This window comes from Flavobacterium sp., from assembly GCF_965277525.1.
Lineage (GTDB): Bacteria > Bacteroidota > Bacteroidia > Flavobacteriales > Flavobacteriaceae > Flavobacterium.
The window spans coordinates 1,453,516-1,470,951 of record NZ_CBDIDC010000005.1 but is presented as its reverse complement, the minus strand read 5'-3'; the positions used below and the strand labels follow the sequence as shown (position 1 = coordinate 1,470,951).

The following is a 17,436-nucleotide window of genomic DNA, read 5'->3' as shown; positions in this document are numbered from 1 at the left end:
ATACGAATTTTAAGATTAAAATATTTCTTTTCGAAAAAGCATTATCTGCAAAAATTTCTCAAAACACCTCGCAAAACCACACATCTTTTAGATATTAAAAATACTTCACGAAAAAATATTGCAAAAAATATGTGCTTTTTGCAAAAAATATGCAAATGTGAAAAATAAATATTTATATTTGATCGCCAATAAAAACCAAAAAAAACATGAAAACCACAGAATTATGAAAACAAAGCTAATTTCATTAGTGTTTATTGGGGGGATGATCTTCTCAGCAAATGCAAAAGAGACTGCAATTAAAAAGCACCTTTTTGAACAAAAAAGCAATCAGACAGAAATTTCAGGCCAAGTACTTGGTCTTGATGACGGAATGCCAATTGCCGGAGCAACAGTTTATGCAAAAGGCAATACTAAAATAGCTACCATAACCGATGAAACCGGAAAATTCAAACTCAATGTTCCGGAAAACGAAACTCACATTGTCGTTACTTACATGGGTTATGCATCTTTAGAATATAAAATAGACAATACTCAAGATTTAGTAATACGATTAAAACCAGCCGAAAATGTTCTAGATCAGGTTCTGGTAACAGCATTAGGAGTTAAAAAAAGCAGCAAATCTGTTGCCTATGCCGTAACTGAATTAAAAGGAACTGAATTTACAAAAGCGAAAGAAACCAATATCGCTAATGCATTAGTAGGTAAAATTGCAGGTGTAAACGTGAGCAGCACTGCAACTGGCCCTAATGGTTCTAGTAGAGTTGTAATAAGAGGTAACGGATCGCTAAACGGAAACAACCAACCCATGTATGTCGTGAATGATTTGCCTATTGACAACACACAACTAAACTTACCGGGAATTGGAAACGGTCCCGGATCTACCAGAATCAACGTTGACCGAGGTGACGGAACATCTGTAATCAATGCAGACGACATTAAAACCATTACTGTTTTGAAAGGGGGAACCGCCGCTGCATTATACGGTGCAAATGCTGCAAACGGTGTTATCCTGATTCAGACCAAAAGAGGAGCCGCTCAAAAAGGAATTGGAGTTGATTATAATACTTCATTTACTTTCGAAACGCCATCGATCATACCCGATTGGCAGTATGAATACGGTTCCGGTGCAAATGGAAAAAAACCAACCAATCAGGCCGAAGCCATTGCTGACGGACGCTGGTCCTGGGGAGCAAAAATTGACGGAACAGATGTTGTTCAGTTTGACGGCGTAGCAAGACCTTATGTAGCTCAAAAAAACAATATTAAAAACTTCTACAATACAGGAACAACTTTCATTAACTCGGTTGCTTTATCTGGAGGAAATGAAAAAGCCACGGGACGTCTTTCATTTACAGACATGGAAAACAAAGGTGTTGTACCCAATTCTGATTTTAATCGTAAAAGTATCAATATAGCCAGTAATGTGAATGTAACGAACTGGTTAAAATTTGATGTTGTAGCACAATATAACTTAGAGAAATCAAATAACAGAGTAACCGTTTCTGATGCAGAGGCAAACCCAAACTGGGGAACTTACATGATCGCTAATACAGTTGACATTAGAAATCTTGCTCCCGGATATGACGCAAACGGAATTGAGCAGGCATGGAATCCTGTTGCCGTGGCTACAAATCCTTATTTTGTAGTGAATAAAATTAAAAACAACGATACTAAAAATCGTTTTATCGGAATGTTGAGTGTAAAATTGAACTTTACACCTGAATTATTCCTTCAGGGTAGAATTGGTCAGGATTTTACAGATTATAACTTCTTTGGATATATCCCGAAAACAACTTTAAACAATCCTGTTGGATATGCACAAGGTTCAAGAGTTAAAATATCCAACCTGAATTCTGAAGCTATTCTTAATTATACCAAGAAAAATATCGTTGATAATTTCTCTTTAAACGCTTTAATTGGAGTGAACTCACGTACCAATTTAAGAGACGAAACAAGATTTGAAGGTTCCAACTTTGTACTAGATGATTTTTATGCCATAACCAATTTAGCCACTCTTACGTATAGCTATCCTTACGGAAAAACCAAAACAAATTCCGTTTATGGTGCCGCAGATTTTGACTATAAAAACATTGTGTTTTTAAATGTTACAGGTCGTCAGGATTGGTTTTCTACACTTTCTAAAGAAAACAATACAGTATTCTATCCTTCGGTTGGGACAAGTATAATCGTATCAGACATTCTAACAATGCCTGAATTTATTTCATTCGCCAAACTAAGAAGTTCATGGGCGCAAGTGGGTGGTGCTACACCGGATCCTTACGCATTGAGTCAATCGTATTCTATGATTCAGGGCGGACATAATGGTCAGCAATTACAAGGGCCAACAAGCTCAAGAGTTCCTAATCCAACTTTAAGCCCGTTGACTTCTACGACATTTGAAATTGGTACTGACTTAGGATTTTTCCGTAATCGCTTAAATCTTGATTTAGCATTTTACAATCGTGCTACAACAAATGATATTGTCGAAACTACAATCTCTAACGCTTCGGGATCTAGTACCGCTTTATTGAATCTTGGAAAAATGAGAAATAAAGGGGTTGAATTTTTATTAAGTGGAAAAATAATTAATTCTGAAAATTTCTCCTGGGATGCAAGTTTCAACGGATCGTATAATCAAAACACAGTTGAAGCCCTTACAGATCAGTTGAACTCCATTACGATGGCAACTGCTGTAAACGGATATGTAACCATAACAAGTGATGTTGGTCGTCCATATAGTATTATAAAAGGGTACAAACCTCGTGTAGATGCTAACGGAAATACGGTGTATAACATAAGCGGCGGTTCAGCAACTGTAGCACAAGGCCCTCTTCAGGAACTAGGTCAGGGAGTTCATCCTTGGGCAGCCGGACTTAGCAACGAATTCAAATACAAAAACATCTCATTCAGCTTTTTGATCGATGGTAAATTTGGAGGAAGTTTATATTCTGGAACTGATTTGTACGGAACTCGTATGGGATTAACAAAATTAACACTTGAAGGTCGTGAAAACGGTTTACCAATAAAAGGTGTAGATACAAACGGAAACCCTGTTGATATGGTTATTGCTCCTGAAAACCTAAGAACGTACTATGATGGTTTAAGAAATATTTCATCAACATTTGTTTACGATGCAAGTTTTGTAAAACTAAGACAAGTAATTCTGGGTTATGACTTACCAATTCAAAGAATAAAAGGCTTATCAAAACTTCAGGGAGCTTCTGTTTCATTTATAGCAAGAAACTTATTCATTCTTTACAAGAAAACACCAAACGTAGATCCGGAATCTGTGTTTAGTGCCGGAAATGCTCAGGGTGTAGAACAATTTGGAGTGCCAAAAACCAGAAGTTTCGGTTTAAGTTTAAATGTCAAATTTTAAACTCACTTAATTGCTAATTTTTAAATTAAAAGATATGAAAAAGATAACCATATTATATATCACAGGTATACTTTTAGGAAGTATGACAGCCTGTACAAAGGATTTTGAAGAAATCAATACGAACCCAAACGTGGTTGACAAACCCAATCCGAACTACATTTTCAGCAAAGCACAATTGGATGGCTTAAATAATAATTACTTTTTTACAAACATCCTTGAATGTGGCGGAATGATTCAGCATTATGCCACTTATAAAGAAGCCTCTGGTGTGGGAGACAAATATTTAAGTAATGAAGTTTACTTTTCGGCATACTTTAATCAGTTATATCCAACCGCTTTAAACGAAGTTGAAATTGTAATTAATGCTCTAAAAACAAATCCAAATGATAGCAATAAACTTAATATCGCCAGAATCTGGAAAGCTTATTTGTATCACAGAACTACAGATTTATACGGAGACATTCCGTACTCAGATGCTGCAAAAGCAACTAGTTCTCAAGTTTTTCTACCAAAATATGATAGTCAGGAATTTATCTATAAAGATTTACTAAAAGAATTAGATGAAGCTGCAACAGCATTAGATCCTGCGAAACCAAGTTTTGGCAAAGCCGATTTTATTTATGATGGAGATGTTGCAAAATGGAAAAAATTCTCTTACTCTTTAATGCTTCGTTTAGGATTAAGATTAAGTAAAGTAGACCCTGCCTTATCAAAAACATGGGTAACCAAAGCGATTGCCGGCGGAGTAATCGTTAACGGAACCGATAACGCCATCATGAAATATACAGACGGACCAAATGATTTCAACAAAAACCCAGTTGGTTTTGACGCCAGAAGACAAGATTTTACAGCGGGATCAAATGGTCAGAAAAATGTAGAAGGCGGAAAATTAGCCCAAACATTTATTGATTTATTAAAATCTACTGCCGATCCAAGAATTAGTGTTTACTCAGGCGTTTGGCAAGGAACAACGCAAAACACCACTCTTGCGATACAAAAAGGTTTCCCGAACGGAACAAAAACAGCACCAACAGCAGTGGAGCAAGGCACTTATTCTGAACCTAATCAAAGTACCGTTTTTAAATACGATGCCCCATTAATGCTTTTAAGCAATGCCGAAACAAATCTATATTTAGCCGAAGCTGCTGCAAGAGGATGGTACACTAATGAAACTGATAAAGACTTATACGAAAAAGCAGTTAAAGCTTCTTTTTTAAACATGGGAATCTACGGAGCTGCTTATGCTATTACAGATGCAACTGCTTATTTAACACTAAATCCGTACAACGCAGCAGGATCATTTGATGCAAAAATGAATCAAATTCATACGCAGTTTTATGTTGCCTTATTTGTAGACGAACAAGAAGTTTATGCCAACTGGAGAAGAACAGGTTATCCTGTTTTAGTTCCTGTAAATTTTCCTGGCAACGTTACAAACGGCACAATTCCAAGACGTTTGAAATACTCTACCAGCGAATATTCAGTGAATTCAGCTAACTTAGCAGAAGCAGTTAAGCGTCAGGGCGAAGATAGTTTTACAACAAGAATCTGGTGGGATAAATAATAAATCAAGAGTCAAAATGTGCCTTTAGGCACTTAATGTCGGTAGTTATAAAGTTTCAAATTCGTTGCGTGCCGTAGGTACGCAACAAAACAATAATTATTGCGTACCTACGGCACGCCATATATTGTGATTCACGGTTTTTACCAATATCAAGTGCCTAACGGCACAAATTAAAGACTCTTAATACAAAAGATAAATGAGCATTTTAATTCTTACGGCATGCATTGCGTTTTTAATCATTCAGATAGCTTGGCTTAAAATCAATCCGTTTATTGCCTTTATCATAACAGCTCTATTAGCAGGTCTTTTTTTAGGCCTGCCAATAGAAACGTTGTCTCAAACCGTACAAAAAGGTTTGGGCGAAATGTTAGGATCTATTACTTTGATTATTGTTTTCGGAACCTGTATTGGTAAACTTACGGTTTCATCAGGTGCCGCAAATGTTATTGCCAAAACAGTTATGGGATGGACGGGCAAAAAATACGTTCGCCTTGGCTTAATGATTACCGGATTTATTGTTGGGATACCACTATTCTACAGTGTTGGATTTGTTTTATTAGTTCCATTAATCTTCTCAGTAGCCCATCAATTTAAACTGTCAAAAGTATATCTGGGAATCCCTATGCTGGCGTCGCTTTCAGTAGCACACGGTTTTTTGCCGCCACATCCGTCACCTATGGCATTAAGCACTATTTTAAATGCTGATATCGGACTAGTTTTAGTCTACGGAATCATCATTGCGATTCCAACTATTTTTATTGCGGGATTGTTATTTTCGAATTTACTCAAAAACATCAAAACCGAATCAGATCATGAAATATTGAATGTCGAAGAAGTGGTCAATGAAGGCAAACTTCCAAGCTTTTCGATTAGTTTATTCTCCGCCTTATTTCCAGTTTTTGGTTTAACACTAACCTCCATATTACCTATGATCTCTAAAAATGAAACTCTGGTTAATATCTGCAAAACGGTTGGAGAACCCAGTATGATTATGCTGATTTCTTTATTGATTTGTACCTATACGTTAGGAATCAGAATGAACAGAAACATCACATCTGTTATGGATGATTATGCCGTTGCGATAAAAGATGTCGCCTTAATTGTTCTAATTGTTGGTGGAGCCGGAGGTTTAAAAGAAGTAATGATCGTAAGCGGCGTAAACGAAACTATAGTAGGGGCGCTAACACAAATAAACATTCATCCCTATTTATTGGCCTGGATGATGGCGGCAATCATACGCGTTTGTGTAGGTTCTGCTACAGCAGCCGGATTAATGACTGCGAGCGTTTTACTACCTTTACTACAAACCACCGGACTCGACCCTAACTTATTAGTTCTATCCGTAGGAGCCGGAAGTTTAATGTGTTCGCACGTAAATGATCCAAGCTTCTGGATGTTCAAAGAATATTTTAATATCAGCCTAAAAGACACGTTCAAATCATGGACCGTCATGGAATCTCTAGTATCTGTTTTAGGAATCATTTTCGTTTTTATTTTAAACTCAATAATACATTAATATCATGAATTTATTACCACAAGAAAAATTTGAAACTCTTGGTTTGTCTCTTCCGCCGGCGCCTCAGCCATTAGGAATATATAAACCTTATTTAGTTGATGGTAAATATTTATACCTTTCAGGTCACGGGCCTGTTAACGACGATAAATCCTTAATTATTGGCCGAATTGGTGATGACATGGATATCGAAGAAGGAAAATTAGCAGCAAGACAAGTCGGCTTAACCATGCTTTCTACAATTGTAACCAATTTTGGAAGCCTGAACAAAGTAAAACGTGTTATAAAAGTTTTAGGAATGGTCAATTGTAATGGCGAATTTTTAAGGCATCCCTATGTAATAAACGGTTGCAGCGAATTGTTCGCCGAAGTTTGGGGACAAGAAAATGGAATTGGAGTAAGAAGCGCCGTAGGAATGGGTTCTTTACCGGACAATATTCCTGTTGAAGTTGAAGCCGTTTTCGAATTATATTAAAGAAAAGTTATGCCACTACCGATGGCTATCGGGATTCACAGATTAAAATGATTTTTTTTCGCCACGAATTACACGAATTTTCACGAATTAATTTTTACATACTGATTTGTGTAAATTAGTGTAATTCGCGGCAAACAGAATTTTTAATCATTTAATCTGTGGCAAAAAAAATAATAACCATGAATACAAATACATCACAGACAAAAATTGCAACTTTTGGAGAATTATTACTCCGAATGAGCGTTACAGATGGAAACAGGTTTACGCAGGCCAATGAAATAAAAGTTCATGTGGGAGGTGCCGAAGCCAATGTTTGTGTTTTACTTTCTCAACTCGGGATGCAAACCGATTATATTACACGATTACCCGAAAATGATTTGGCACAATTGGCTTTAAACGAATTGCAGAAATACAAAGTAAACACTTCAAAATGTGTGTATGGCGGAGAGCGTTTGGGATTGTATTTTGTCGAAGCCGGAAATCAAATCAGGCAATCGCAGGTTATTTATGACCGAAGCAATTCTTCATTCGCTACCATTCAGAAAGATCAAATCAACTGGGATTTGGCTTTAGCCGATGTCACGCATTTTCATTGGTCGGGAATAAGTCCGGGAGTTTCTGAAGCAGCAGGCTTGGCTTGTAAAGAAGCGATTCTGACAGCACACAAAAAAGGTTTACCAATTTCTTCTGATTTTAACTTTCGATCAAAATTATGGCAATACGGAAAACATCCATCTGAAATTATGCCCGATTTGCTTCAATACAGCACGATCACCGTTGCAGATTTAGATGCGATTGAAATCTATTTCGGAATCAAAACGGATAATACAGAATCTGATGAAAATCGTTTTCAGAAAACATTCGAATTATTAAAAGTAAAAATGCCTTTTCTAAAAACATTAGCGATGAGTTTTAGAAAATCAGATGGACCGGCACATTTATACAAGGGATTACTGATTCATGACGATAATTTTTATCAAACACAGGAACACAAAATACACGTCGTAACAGATCAAATTGGTTCCGGAGATGCTTTCAACGCAGGATTATTATACGGATTATCCAATAAATTATCCGGACAGGAATGTATCGAATGGGCAACGGCATGCGGCGTAATCAAACAAAGTATTCACGGAGATTTTGCCATAACGAACCTTAACGAAATAAGTCATTTTATTAAAAATGGCTCAAGTAATAGAATTAATAGATAAATAAAGAATATGTACAGCATTTTAAAAAAGCAAGGCGTACTACCATTAGTCACACAAATCAATATTGAAACCGCTCAGATTGTATTGCAATCCGCGGCTGATGCTGGCATAAAAATTATCGAGTTTGCTGCTCGTGCAGATAATGCGAAAGAAGTTTTTACTCAAATGATCGCCTTTAAAAAAGCGAATAATTTAAATGTCAAAATAGCTGTTGGATCTATTTTAAGTGTTGATGATGCCGAAACTTTTCATCAATTAGGAGCAGACTGTATTGTTTGCCCTCATACTGATTTGGAGATTGGCAATTATTGTTTTAAAAATAATATTTACTGGATTCCAGGCGCTGCAACTTTAAATGAAATATTGCATGCCAATAAACTAGGAGCCGAAATTGTAAAACTTTTTCCTGCCGATAAAATTGGCGGTCCGGGATATGTAAAAGCCATTAGAGCACCTTTCCCAAATTTGAAAATAATGCCAACCGGAGGTGTAACACTCGAAGAAAGCAATCTAAAATCATGGTTCAAATCCGGAGTTGTTTGTGTGGGAATTGGCTCTAATTTATTTTCAAAAGAAATGCTTTTGAATCTAAATTACGAGCAATCATTAGAGGCCTTTCAAAATTTAATTGAAGTTGTAGAAAAAACCAGAAACTAAAGTTATGCAAGACAATTGGTGGAAAATTAATTCCGAACTCCGCATTGATACGCCATTTTTAGCGGTCTACGAAGATCGTATTCAGTCTAATATTGAGCATTTGATTGAAGCAGTAGATGGCAAAACTCAAAAATTAAGGCCCCACATTAAAACGCATAAAATTGGTGAGATTCTGGATTTGTTCAAAACCTACAACATCAATAAAATAAAATGCGCCACAATTGCTGAAGCTGAGCTTGCGGCGATACACGAAATTCAGGATGTGCTTCTCGCCTATCAGCCTGTTGGCGCAAAAAAAGAAAGATGGATTACCCTGATTCAAAAATATCCGAATACAACTTTTTCGACTATTGTTGACAATTTTGATTCGGCGAAAGCCTTAAATGAAATTGCTGAGAAAAATGATTTACAACTTACCGTTTATCTGGATCTGAATACCGGAATGAACAGAACCGGAATTTCGATTCATAAAAACTGGAAAGCTTTAATTGATGAAATTATTCCATTAAAAAATATTCATTTTGCCGGAATTCATATTTATGATGGCCATTTAAAAGGTGATTTAGATCACCGTGTTTCCACAGCCGAAAATTTATTTTTTAGTATAAACGAAGAAATTGAGGTAATCAATAAAGAATTAGGTTACGAATTAAAAATTGTTGCCGGAGGATCGAATACTTTTCCGTTTTACGCTACACAAAAAAACGTAGAATGCAGTCCGGGAACTTTTGTTTTTTGGGATTCGAATTATCAAATTCATTTACCGGAACAAAATTTTGAGCCGGCGTTGGTTATTGTTGGAACCATCATTTCAAAACCAACAAGTGCTACATTTTGTATTGATATTGGGTACAAAGCCGTAGCTTCTGAAAACCCAATTGATAAAAGATTAGTGATTTTAAATGATGAAAACCTAATCCCAACAGCACATTCCGAAGAACATTTAATTATAGAAAACAGAGGAAAAAATGAGTATGCTATTGGCGATATCATTTATGCCCAGCCTTATCATGTTTGCCCAACTTGTGCCCTTTATGATTCGGTTCAGGTCGTGAACGCAGCACATGAAATTTGCGATCAATGGCAGGTCGTGGCCCGCAGCAGAAAAATTAATATCTAGCAGCAGAAAAAGGAGAATAAAGAAAAAAGAATAGAAAATAGAGCGAAGAAGAAAAAGAACAGACCTCATAATAACACTTGTAGAGAACCTCTGAGCCTTTGAACCTTAAAAAAAATACTATGTTTATAATAGACGCCCATTTAGACCTGAGCATGAATGCGATGGAATGGAATCGAGATTTAAGAAATGACGTTCCTACTTTGCGCCATCTTGAAAAAGGAATGACAGACAAACCAGATCGCGAACGCGCCACGGTTTCGTTTCCTGATTTGCGAAGAGGAAATATTGGTATTGTGGTTGCCACGCAAATTGCACGATTCGTAAAACCGGACAGTATTATTCCGGGTTGGAATTCTCCTGAACAAGCCTGGGCACAAACTCAGGGACAGCTTGCGTGGTACAAAGCGATGGAAGAAGCGGGAGAAATCACGGCAATTACAGATAAAAAATCTTTACTGAAACAAATTGATTTATGGAATGATGGAACCCCAAACGATAAAAAACCTATTGGCTATATTTTGAGTCTGGAAGGTGCTGATTCTATTATTGATGTTTCGTATTTAGAAAAAGCATATCATTACGGATTACGCGCCATCGGACCTGCACATTATGGACCGGGACGTTACGCAAACGGAACAGATGCCACCGGAAAAATGAATCAAAACGGTCTTGATTTATTGAAAGAAATGGAGCGCTTGAATATTATTCTGGATGCAACACATTTATGCGACGATGCTTTTTGGCAGGCTCTAGATCATTATAACGGACCCGTTTGGGCAAGTCATAACAATTGCAGAAGTTTAGTCGATCACAATCGTCAATATAGTGATGAAATGATTCAAGCTTTGATTTCTCGTGGAGCCGTTATTGGCGGCGCTTTAGATGCATGGATGTTGGTTCCGAATTGGGAAAGAGGCGTTTCGACACCAAAAGGTACAAATTGCAATCTTGAAACCGTTTTCAAGCACATGGATCACATTTGTCAATTGGCCGGAAATGCGAATCATATTGGCATTGGTTCTGATCTTGACGGCGCTTTTGGTACAGAACAAGGTCCGTATGATTTAGATACGATTGCCGATTTGCAAAAACTGGTTTTGATTTTTAAAAACAACGGATATTCTGATGACGATTTGGATAAAATCTTTCACCAAAACTGGATTAATTTTTTAATGAAAAATTGGGATTAAATAATATGAAAGTTCGCAAAGAATACAAACGTCTTTTTGCCACGAATTTCTCGAATTTTTATTTTGAAACTGTTTAAAAACTAGCCTCAAATTGCACCGACTTTTTTGATCTATACAATCAAAATAACTCGTGAAATTCGTGGCAAACTTTTTAAATAAAGACTAAACTTGGAACTGCCTTCTTATACGATTGTAATTTTTCGTCGTTTGGATCAACTTCCGTGACAACGTAATCAACCTCAGATAAGTTGGCAATTTTCATTTTTAGAACGGTATCTAGTTTTTCAGAAATAGTCAAAATAGCTGTTTTTTCAGAAGCCTGAATCATTGCTTTTTTAACCTGAACGGTTTCCCAGTCAGAATCTGAGAAACCACCGTCGATATCCAAAGCGTTGGTTCCTAATATTAATAAATCGACTTTAATATTCGCTAACTGATTATAGACATCGCCGCTCACACACATTTGACTGTAAGATGAAATGCTGCCGCCAATCATGATAATTTTAACATTTGGTTTGTCCAGAAGTTCAACTGCAGACAAAACAGTAACAGTAAAAATGGTCAAATTTAAATCATCAGGAATCAAACGGATGAATTCACGAATTGTAGTTCCGCCGCCAATTAACAAAACCATTCCGTCATGAAGTAAACCTAAGGTTTTTTGCGCAATAATTTGTTTGGATTCACCTGCATAAGTTTGATTATTGGTCGAAGAATGGTGATAGGCTTTTGTCATCGCACCACCTTTTACTTTAATCAATAAAGATTCTGATTCAAGTTCATTAATATCACGTCTCACAGTATCTTCTGAAACAAATAATTTTGCTGAAAGTGTTTCAAAACTCACACGGGTATGCAAGTTTATCTCTTTTAAAATAAGATTTTTACGTTCTTCCTTAGTGTAATTTATCACTTCATTCTCAGTATTCATGCAAATTTGTTTTTGTTGTAGCAAATGTAAACAATAAATGCAATATTATTGCGAAACAAATTATAACAGTGAGTAAGAAAAAAGTTAATTCATCTATTTTAAAGACATTTAAACACCAATACCTTTTGCAAAAAAAATGCAAACCCAACCAATAAATTCTATTTTTGTTAAACAACCAAAATAACAACCATGCAAAAAAGTCTATTACTCTTTTTAATATTTTGTTTATCTTTCGGAAACGCTCAAACCTCTTTTGTAAACAATACTATTATTCCTGCTCCCAATTCATACAAGGCAACCGGAGATAGTATTCGTTTAAACGGAAAAATGAAAGTTGTTTTTGAGAATAATAAATTCAGTGCAAAAGAATTCAAAACAGCTCAAATTTTTGAATTGGCTATAAACTCCAATACTTCAAATAAAAAAAGCAATATCGAAGTTTTATTCATTGCCAAAAATCCATCGGAATCTTTAAAAAAAGAAGCGTATAAAATTGTTATTACTCCAAAAAAGATTACCGTTACCGGAAGTGAAGAAGGATTATTTTATGCTGTTCAGAGTTTATTACAGCTTTTACCCAACAAACCAAAAAATCAGGAAATAAAATTGCCTTGCGTGACCATCGAAGACGAGCCCAGATACAACTACCGCGGGCTTCACCTAGATGTTTGCCGTCATTTTTTCTCTGTTGATGTTATAAAAGATTTTATAGCACAAATGGCTAGTTATAAATTAAATAACTTTCACTGGCACTTAACAGACGATCAGGGGTGGAGAATTGAGATAAAAAAATATCCAAAACTAACTGAAGTAGGTTCGAAAAGAGCACAGACTTTAGTAGGAAATAAATTCGAAAGATTCCCATATTTTTTTGACGGAAATCCATACGGAGGATTTTATACTCAGGAAGAAATTAAAGATGTAGTAAAATTTGCCGAAGACCATTATGTAAATATTATTCCGGAAATCGAAATGCCTGGTCATGCAACCGCAGCAGTTACGGCTTATCCTAATTTATCCTGTTTTCCGGATCGACCTTATAAGGTTATTGAATCGTGGGGCGTTTTTGAAGATATTTTCTGTGCCGGAAAAGAGGAAACTTTTACTTTTCTGGAAGATGTTTTGACCGAAGTTATGGCTTTGTTCCCGAGTACCTATATTCATATTGGTGGAGACGAATGCCCGAAAGCAAGATGGAAAGAATGTCCGAATTGCCAACAGCGAATCAAAGATTTGGGTTTAAAAAACGAACACGAATTGCAAAGCTACCTCACAACCCGAATTGAGAAATTCCTAAATGCACACGGAAGACAAATTCTGGGTTGGGATGAAATGCTCGAAGGTGGGCTTGCGCCAAATGCCGCTGTAATGTCCTGGCGAGGTGAAGCGGGCGGAATTAGCGCCGCCAAACAAAAACATCTTGTGGTTATGAATCCGGAACAAGTGCTGTATCTGGATTATAATCAGGGTTATTCACCCCAAGAACCTTTAACAATTGGAAGATTAACTACGGTGGAAAAAATGTACAACTACAACCCAACTCCTGTTGATAGTTTAACAGTTGAGGAACAAAAATACATTTGGGGAGTTCAATCTAATCTTTGGTCTGAGTATTTAACAAGTCCGGCCAAACTGAATTATATGATTTATCCGCGTCTATTTGCTTTAGCAGAAATTGCATGGACAGAACCACAAAACAAAAATTACCATCATTTTATTCTGAACCAAATTCCGTATCATCTGGAAAAACTGGAAGCACAAAAACGATTGTACAAAGTTCCGAGTCCTTTTGGTTCTAATGAAACGGCATTAATTGCTTCAAAATATGTTTTGGATTTAAAACCAACGATTAAAAACGGACAAATCTTTTATACCATTGACGGTTATAATCCAGATGAAACGGCTGAACTTTACACTAAACCCGTAACGATAAATATCCCAAAAGGAGAATTTAGAATTATCAAAACGGTTCAGATCAGTCCTAGCGGAAGAAGAAGTTCGATCAGTAAAATATTGGTGAGAAACCCGGATTTAAAATCGGCTTTAGCTATAAAACCAACCAAAAAAGGTTTGAAGTTTGATTATTATACCGGAACATTCTTCCAGCAAGTTCAGGATTTAGATTTAATAAAACCCGTCAATTCAGGCATTTTTGAAGGCGTTATAAGCAGCGAAAAATGGAAAACGAAAACAGAGCGTTATATCGGCTTAAAATTCGACGGATACATCTATGTTGCGGAAACGGCAAATTATACGATTTCGACGCTTTCAGATGATGGCTCGAAGCTTTTTATCGATAATGAATTAGTGGTTAATAATGATGGTATTCATTGGCTCAATGAAGCCTATGGAGCTATTCAACTTGAAAAAGGTTTTCACAAAATAAACATCAATTATTTTGACCAGATTGGCGGCACTACTTTAACTTGCTTTATCCAGCAGGAAGGGAAAGAAAAACAAGAAATAAGCGCTTCGCAATTGTATTATGAATAAGAGCATAAAAAAGGATCAGCTATGAACTGATCCTTTTTTTATTTAAAAATAAAAGTCTTTAAATTATCCTTTTAAGCTTGCAGATAAATATTCACGGTTCATACGTGCAATATTTTCAAGAGAAATTCCTTTAGGACATTCTACTTCGCAAGCTCCAGTATTGGTACAGTTACCAAAACCTTCAAGATCCATATGGTGAACCATGTTTAAAACACGGTCAACTGCTTCTACTTTACCTTGTGGTAACAAAGCAAACTGAGAAACTTTAGCAGCTACAAATAACATTGCTGATGAGTTTTTACAAGTTGCAACACAAGCTCCACAACCAATACAAGCAGCAGCATCAAATGATTTATCAGCATCGTGTTTGTTGATCGGAATCGTATTCGCATCAATTGTATTTCCTGAAGTATTTACAGAGATAAATCCTCCTGCGTGTTGAATTCTATCAAAAGAACTTCTGTCAACCACTAAATCTTTAATTACCGGGAAAGCTTTTGCTCTAAATGGCTCGATAAAAATCGTATCACCATCTTTAAACATACGCATGTGCAACTGACAAGTAGTAACTCCTCTGTCCGGTCCGTGCGCTTCTCCGTTGATGAATAAAGAACACATTCCGCAGATTCCTTCACGACAATCGTGGTCAAATGCTACTGGTTCTTCACCTTTGTTGATTAATTGTTCGTTAAGAACATCAAGCATTTCAAGGAAAGACATATCTGGTTCGATTCCGTCGATTGGGTATTCAACGATTCCCCCTTTATCTTGGGCGTTTTTCTGACGCCATATTTTTAATGTAAGTTTCATACTGTTTTAGTTTGAAGGTCATAAAGTCGAAAGTCGAAAGTCAGTTGACGTTTTGCCATTTGACTTTAAGACTTTTGTCTTTTGACTAATTGCTATTTGTAACTACGCTGTACTAATTTAATGTTTTCGTAAACCAGAGGTTCTTTGTGTAATACCGCATCACTTGGTTTTCCTTTGTATTCCCAAGCTGCAACGTATGCAAAGTTTTCGTCATCACGAAGTGCTTCTCCTTCTTCTGTTTGGTATTCTTCACGGAAGTGACCTCCACAAGATTCATTACGGTGTAATGCATCTTTTGCGAACAATTCTCCTAACTCTAAGAAATCGGCAACACGTGTCGCTTTCTCTAATTCCTGATTAAATTCGTTAGCGCTTCCAGGAACTTTTACATCTTTATAAAACTCCTCACGTAAAGCAGCAATTTCTTCGATAGCTTCAGCTAAACCTTTAGCATTACGAGCCATACCTACTTTATCCCACATGATTTTTCCTAATTTCTTATGGAAATAATCTACAGAGTGAGTTCCTTTATTATTGATAAATCTGTCGATTTGATCTTTTACTTCTTTTTCTGCTGCTACGAATTCCGGTAAATCTGTAGAAATTTCTCCCATTTTAATATCCGGAGCTAAATAATCTCCAATAGTATAAGGTAATACGAAATATCCATCAGCTAAACCTTGCATCAAAGCAGAAGCTCCAAGTCTGTTTGCTCCGTGATCAGAGAAGTTAGATTCTCCAATAGAGAAACATCCCGGAATTGTAGTCATTAAGTTATAATCAACCCATGTTCCACCCATTGTGTAGTGAACCGCAGGGTAAATCATCATTGGTGTTGTATAAGGATCCTCATCAACGATTTTGTAGTACATCTGGAATAAGTTTCCGTATTTACTTTTCACGATTTCAGCTCCTAATTTTGTTACCAATGCAGCATCATTAGCATCTAAACCTTTTACAAAAGCTTCCTCAGTTCCGTAACGTTTGATCGCTGCAGCAAAATCTAAGTAAACAGCTTCTCCGGTTTTATTAACTCCAAAACCAGCATCACATCTTTCTTTTGCAGCACGAGATGCTACGTCACGAGGTACTAAGTTACCAAAAGCAGGATATCTTCTTTCTAAGAAATAATCTCTCTCAGCTTCAGATAAATCAGTTGCTTTTTTCTTTCCTTCACGAATCGCTTTTGCATCTTCTTGTTTTGCAGGAACCCAAATACGACCGTCATTACGTAACGACTCAGACATCAAAGTCAGTTTTGACTGATGATCTCCTGAAACCGGAATACATGTTGGGTGAATTTGTGTGTAGCAAGGGTTTGCGAAAAACGCTCCTTTTTTGTGTATTTTCCAGGCTGCTGTTGCATTACTTCCCATAGCATTTGTTGACAAGAAAAATACGTTTCCGTATCCTCCGGAACCAACTACTACCGCGTGAGCAGAATGTCTTTCTATTTCTCCAGTGATTAAGTTACGAGCGATAATACCTCTCGCTTTTCCGTTCACGATAACAATATCTAACATTTCGTGACGGTTGTACATTTTTATTTTTCCACGACCAATCTGACGGTTCATTGCAGAATAAGCTCCTAACAATAATTGTTGACCAGTTTGTCCTTGTGCGTAAAAAGTACGGGAAACCAAAGTTCCTCCAAAAGAGCGGTTATCTAATAATCCACCATATTCACGAGCCAATGGCACCCCTTGAGCTACACACTGGTCAATAATATTAGTAGAAACTTCAGCCAAACGGTGAACGTTTGCTTCACGTGCACGATAATCTCCTCCTTTTACAGTATCATAAAATAATCTGTAAACCGAGTCACCGTCACCTTTATAATTTTTTGCTGCATTGATACCACCTTGTGCTGCAATAGAGTGCGCACGACGAGGTGAATCCTGAAAACAAAATGCTTTTACGTTATATCCCTGCTCAGCCAAAGTAGCCGCAGCTGAACCTCCAGCCAAACCTGTACCAACAATAATAATATCTAAATTACGTTTGTTTGCAGGGTTCACTAAATTAATATGATCTTTATAATCTGTCCATTTGTCCGATATTGGGCCATGTGGAATTTTTGAATCTAATGCCAT

At 36.6% G+C, this 17,436-nt stretch carries 12 protein-coding genes; 9 read left to right on the top strand and 3 right to left on the bottom strand.

Annotated features, from left to right (window positions below; translation table 11 throughout):
• Positions 1 to 223: 223 nt before the first annotated feature.
• From ACQY44_RS14645 to ACQY44_RS14610, 8 genes are all read left to right on the top strand, one after another.
• Complete coding sequence (locus ACQY44_RS14645; RefSeq protein WP_428231065.1) at positions 224 to 3,379, top strand: SusC/RagA family TonB-linked outer membrane protein; 3,156 nt, start codon at positions 224 to 226, stop codon at positions 3,377 to 3,379.
• A gap of 34 nt (positions 3,380 to 3,413) precedes the next feature.
• A complete protein-coding gene (locus ACQY44_RS14640; RefSeq protein ID WP_428231064.1) occupies positions 3,414 to 4,943 on the top strand; it encodes a SusD/RagB family nutrient-binding outer membrane lipoprotein in 1,530 nt (509 codons plus the stop codon).
• 196 nt (positions 4,944 to 5,139) lie between these two features.
• Complete coding sequence (locus ACQY44_RS14635; RefSeq protein ID WP_428231063.1) at positions 5,140 to 6,459, top strand: GntP family permease; 1,320 nt, start codon at positions 5,140 to 5,142, stop codon at positions 6,457 to 6,459.
• Between the two features lie 4 nt (positions 6,460 to 6,463).
• Positions 6,464 to 6,931 (top strand): RidA family protein, encoded by a 468-nt coding sequence (locus tag ACQY44_RS14630; RefSeq protein ID WP_089478791.1) that lies wholly within the window; start codon positions 6,464 to 6,466, stop codon positions 6,929 to 6,931.
• A 179-nt stretch (positions 6,932 to 7,110) separates the two neighbouring features.
• On the top strand, positions 7,111 to 8,142 hold the full coding sequence (locus ACQY44_RS14625; RefSeq protein ID WP_428231062.1) for a PfkB family carbohydrate kinase: 1,032 nt from the start codon (positions 7,111 to 7,113) through the stop codon (positions 8,140 to 8,142).
• Between the two features lie 9 nt (positions 8,143 to 8,151).
• Entirely contained in the window at positions 8,152 to 8,799 is a 648-nt protein-coding gene (locus tag ACQY44_RS14620; protein ID WP_428231061.1) for a bifunctional 4-hydroxy-2-oxoglutarate aldolase/2-dehydro-3-deoxy-phosphogluconate aldolase, read from the top strand.
• A gap of 4 nt (positions 8,800 to 8,803) precedes the next feature.
• Positions 8,804 to 9,919, top strand: a complete 1,116-nt coding sequence (locus tag ACQY44_RS14615; RefSeq protein WP_428231060.1) for a D-TA family PLP-dependent enzyme — start codon at positions 8,804 to 8,806, stop codon at positions 9,917 to 9,919.
• 119 nt (positions 9,920 to 10,038) lie between these two features.
• A complete protein-coding gene (locus ACQY44_RS14610; protein WP_428231059.1) occupies positions 10,039 to 11,109 on the top strand; it encodes a dipeptidase in 1,071 nt (356 codons plus the stop codon).
• Between the two features lie 151 nt (positions 11,110 to 11,260).
• Here the strand turns inward: ACQY44_RS14610 and ACQY44_RS14605 are convergent, their stop codons facing one another.
• Positions 11,261 to 12,040 (bottom strand): DeoR/GlpR family DNA-binding transcription regulator, encoded by a 780-nt coding sequence (locus ACQY44_RS14605; RefSeq protein ID WP_428231058.1) that lies wholly within the window; start codon positions 12,038 to 12,040, stop codon positions 11,261 to 11,263.
• A gap of 189 nt (positions 12,041 to 12,229) precedes the next feature.
• Between ACQY44_RS14605 and ACQY44_RS14600 the strand changes: the two genes are divergently transcribed.
• The gene (locus ACQY44_RS14600; RefSeq protein ID WP_428231057.1) at positions 12,230 to 14,533 is read left to right on the top strand and encodes a family 20 glycosylhydrolase; all 2,304 of its coding nucleotides are present in this window, start codon (positions 12,230 to 12,232) and stop codon (positions 14,531 to 14,533) included.
• A 63-nt stretch (positions 14,534 to 14,596) separates the two neighbouring features.
• Here the strand turns inward: ACQY44_RS14600 and ACQY44_RS14595 are convergent, their stop codons facing one another.
• Together ACQY44_RS14595 and ACQY44_RS14590 are read right to left on the bottom strand one after the other, a co-directional pair.
• Entirely contained in the window at positions 14,597 to 15,343 is a 747-nt protein-coding gene (locus tag ACQY44_RS14595; protein ID WP_428231056.1) for a succinate dehydrogenase/fumarate reductase iron-sulfur subunit, read from the bottom strand.
• A 92-nt stretch (positions 15,344 to 15,435) separates the two neighbouring features.
• A complete protein-coding gene (locus ACQY44_RS14590; RefSeq protein ID WP_428231055.1) occupies positions 15,436 to 17,436 on the bottom strand; it encodes a fumarate reductase/succinate dehydrogenase flavoprotein subunit in 2,001 nt (666 codons plus the stop codon).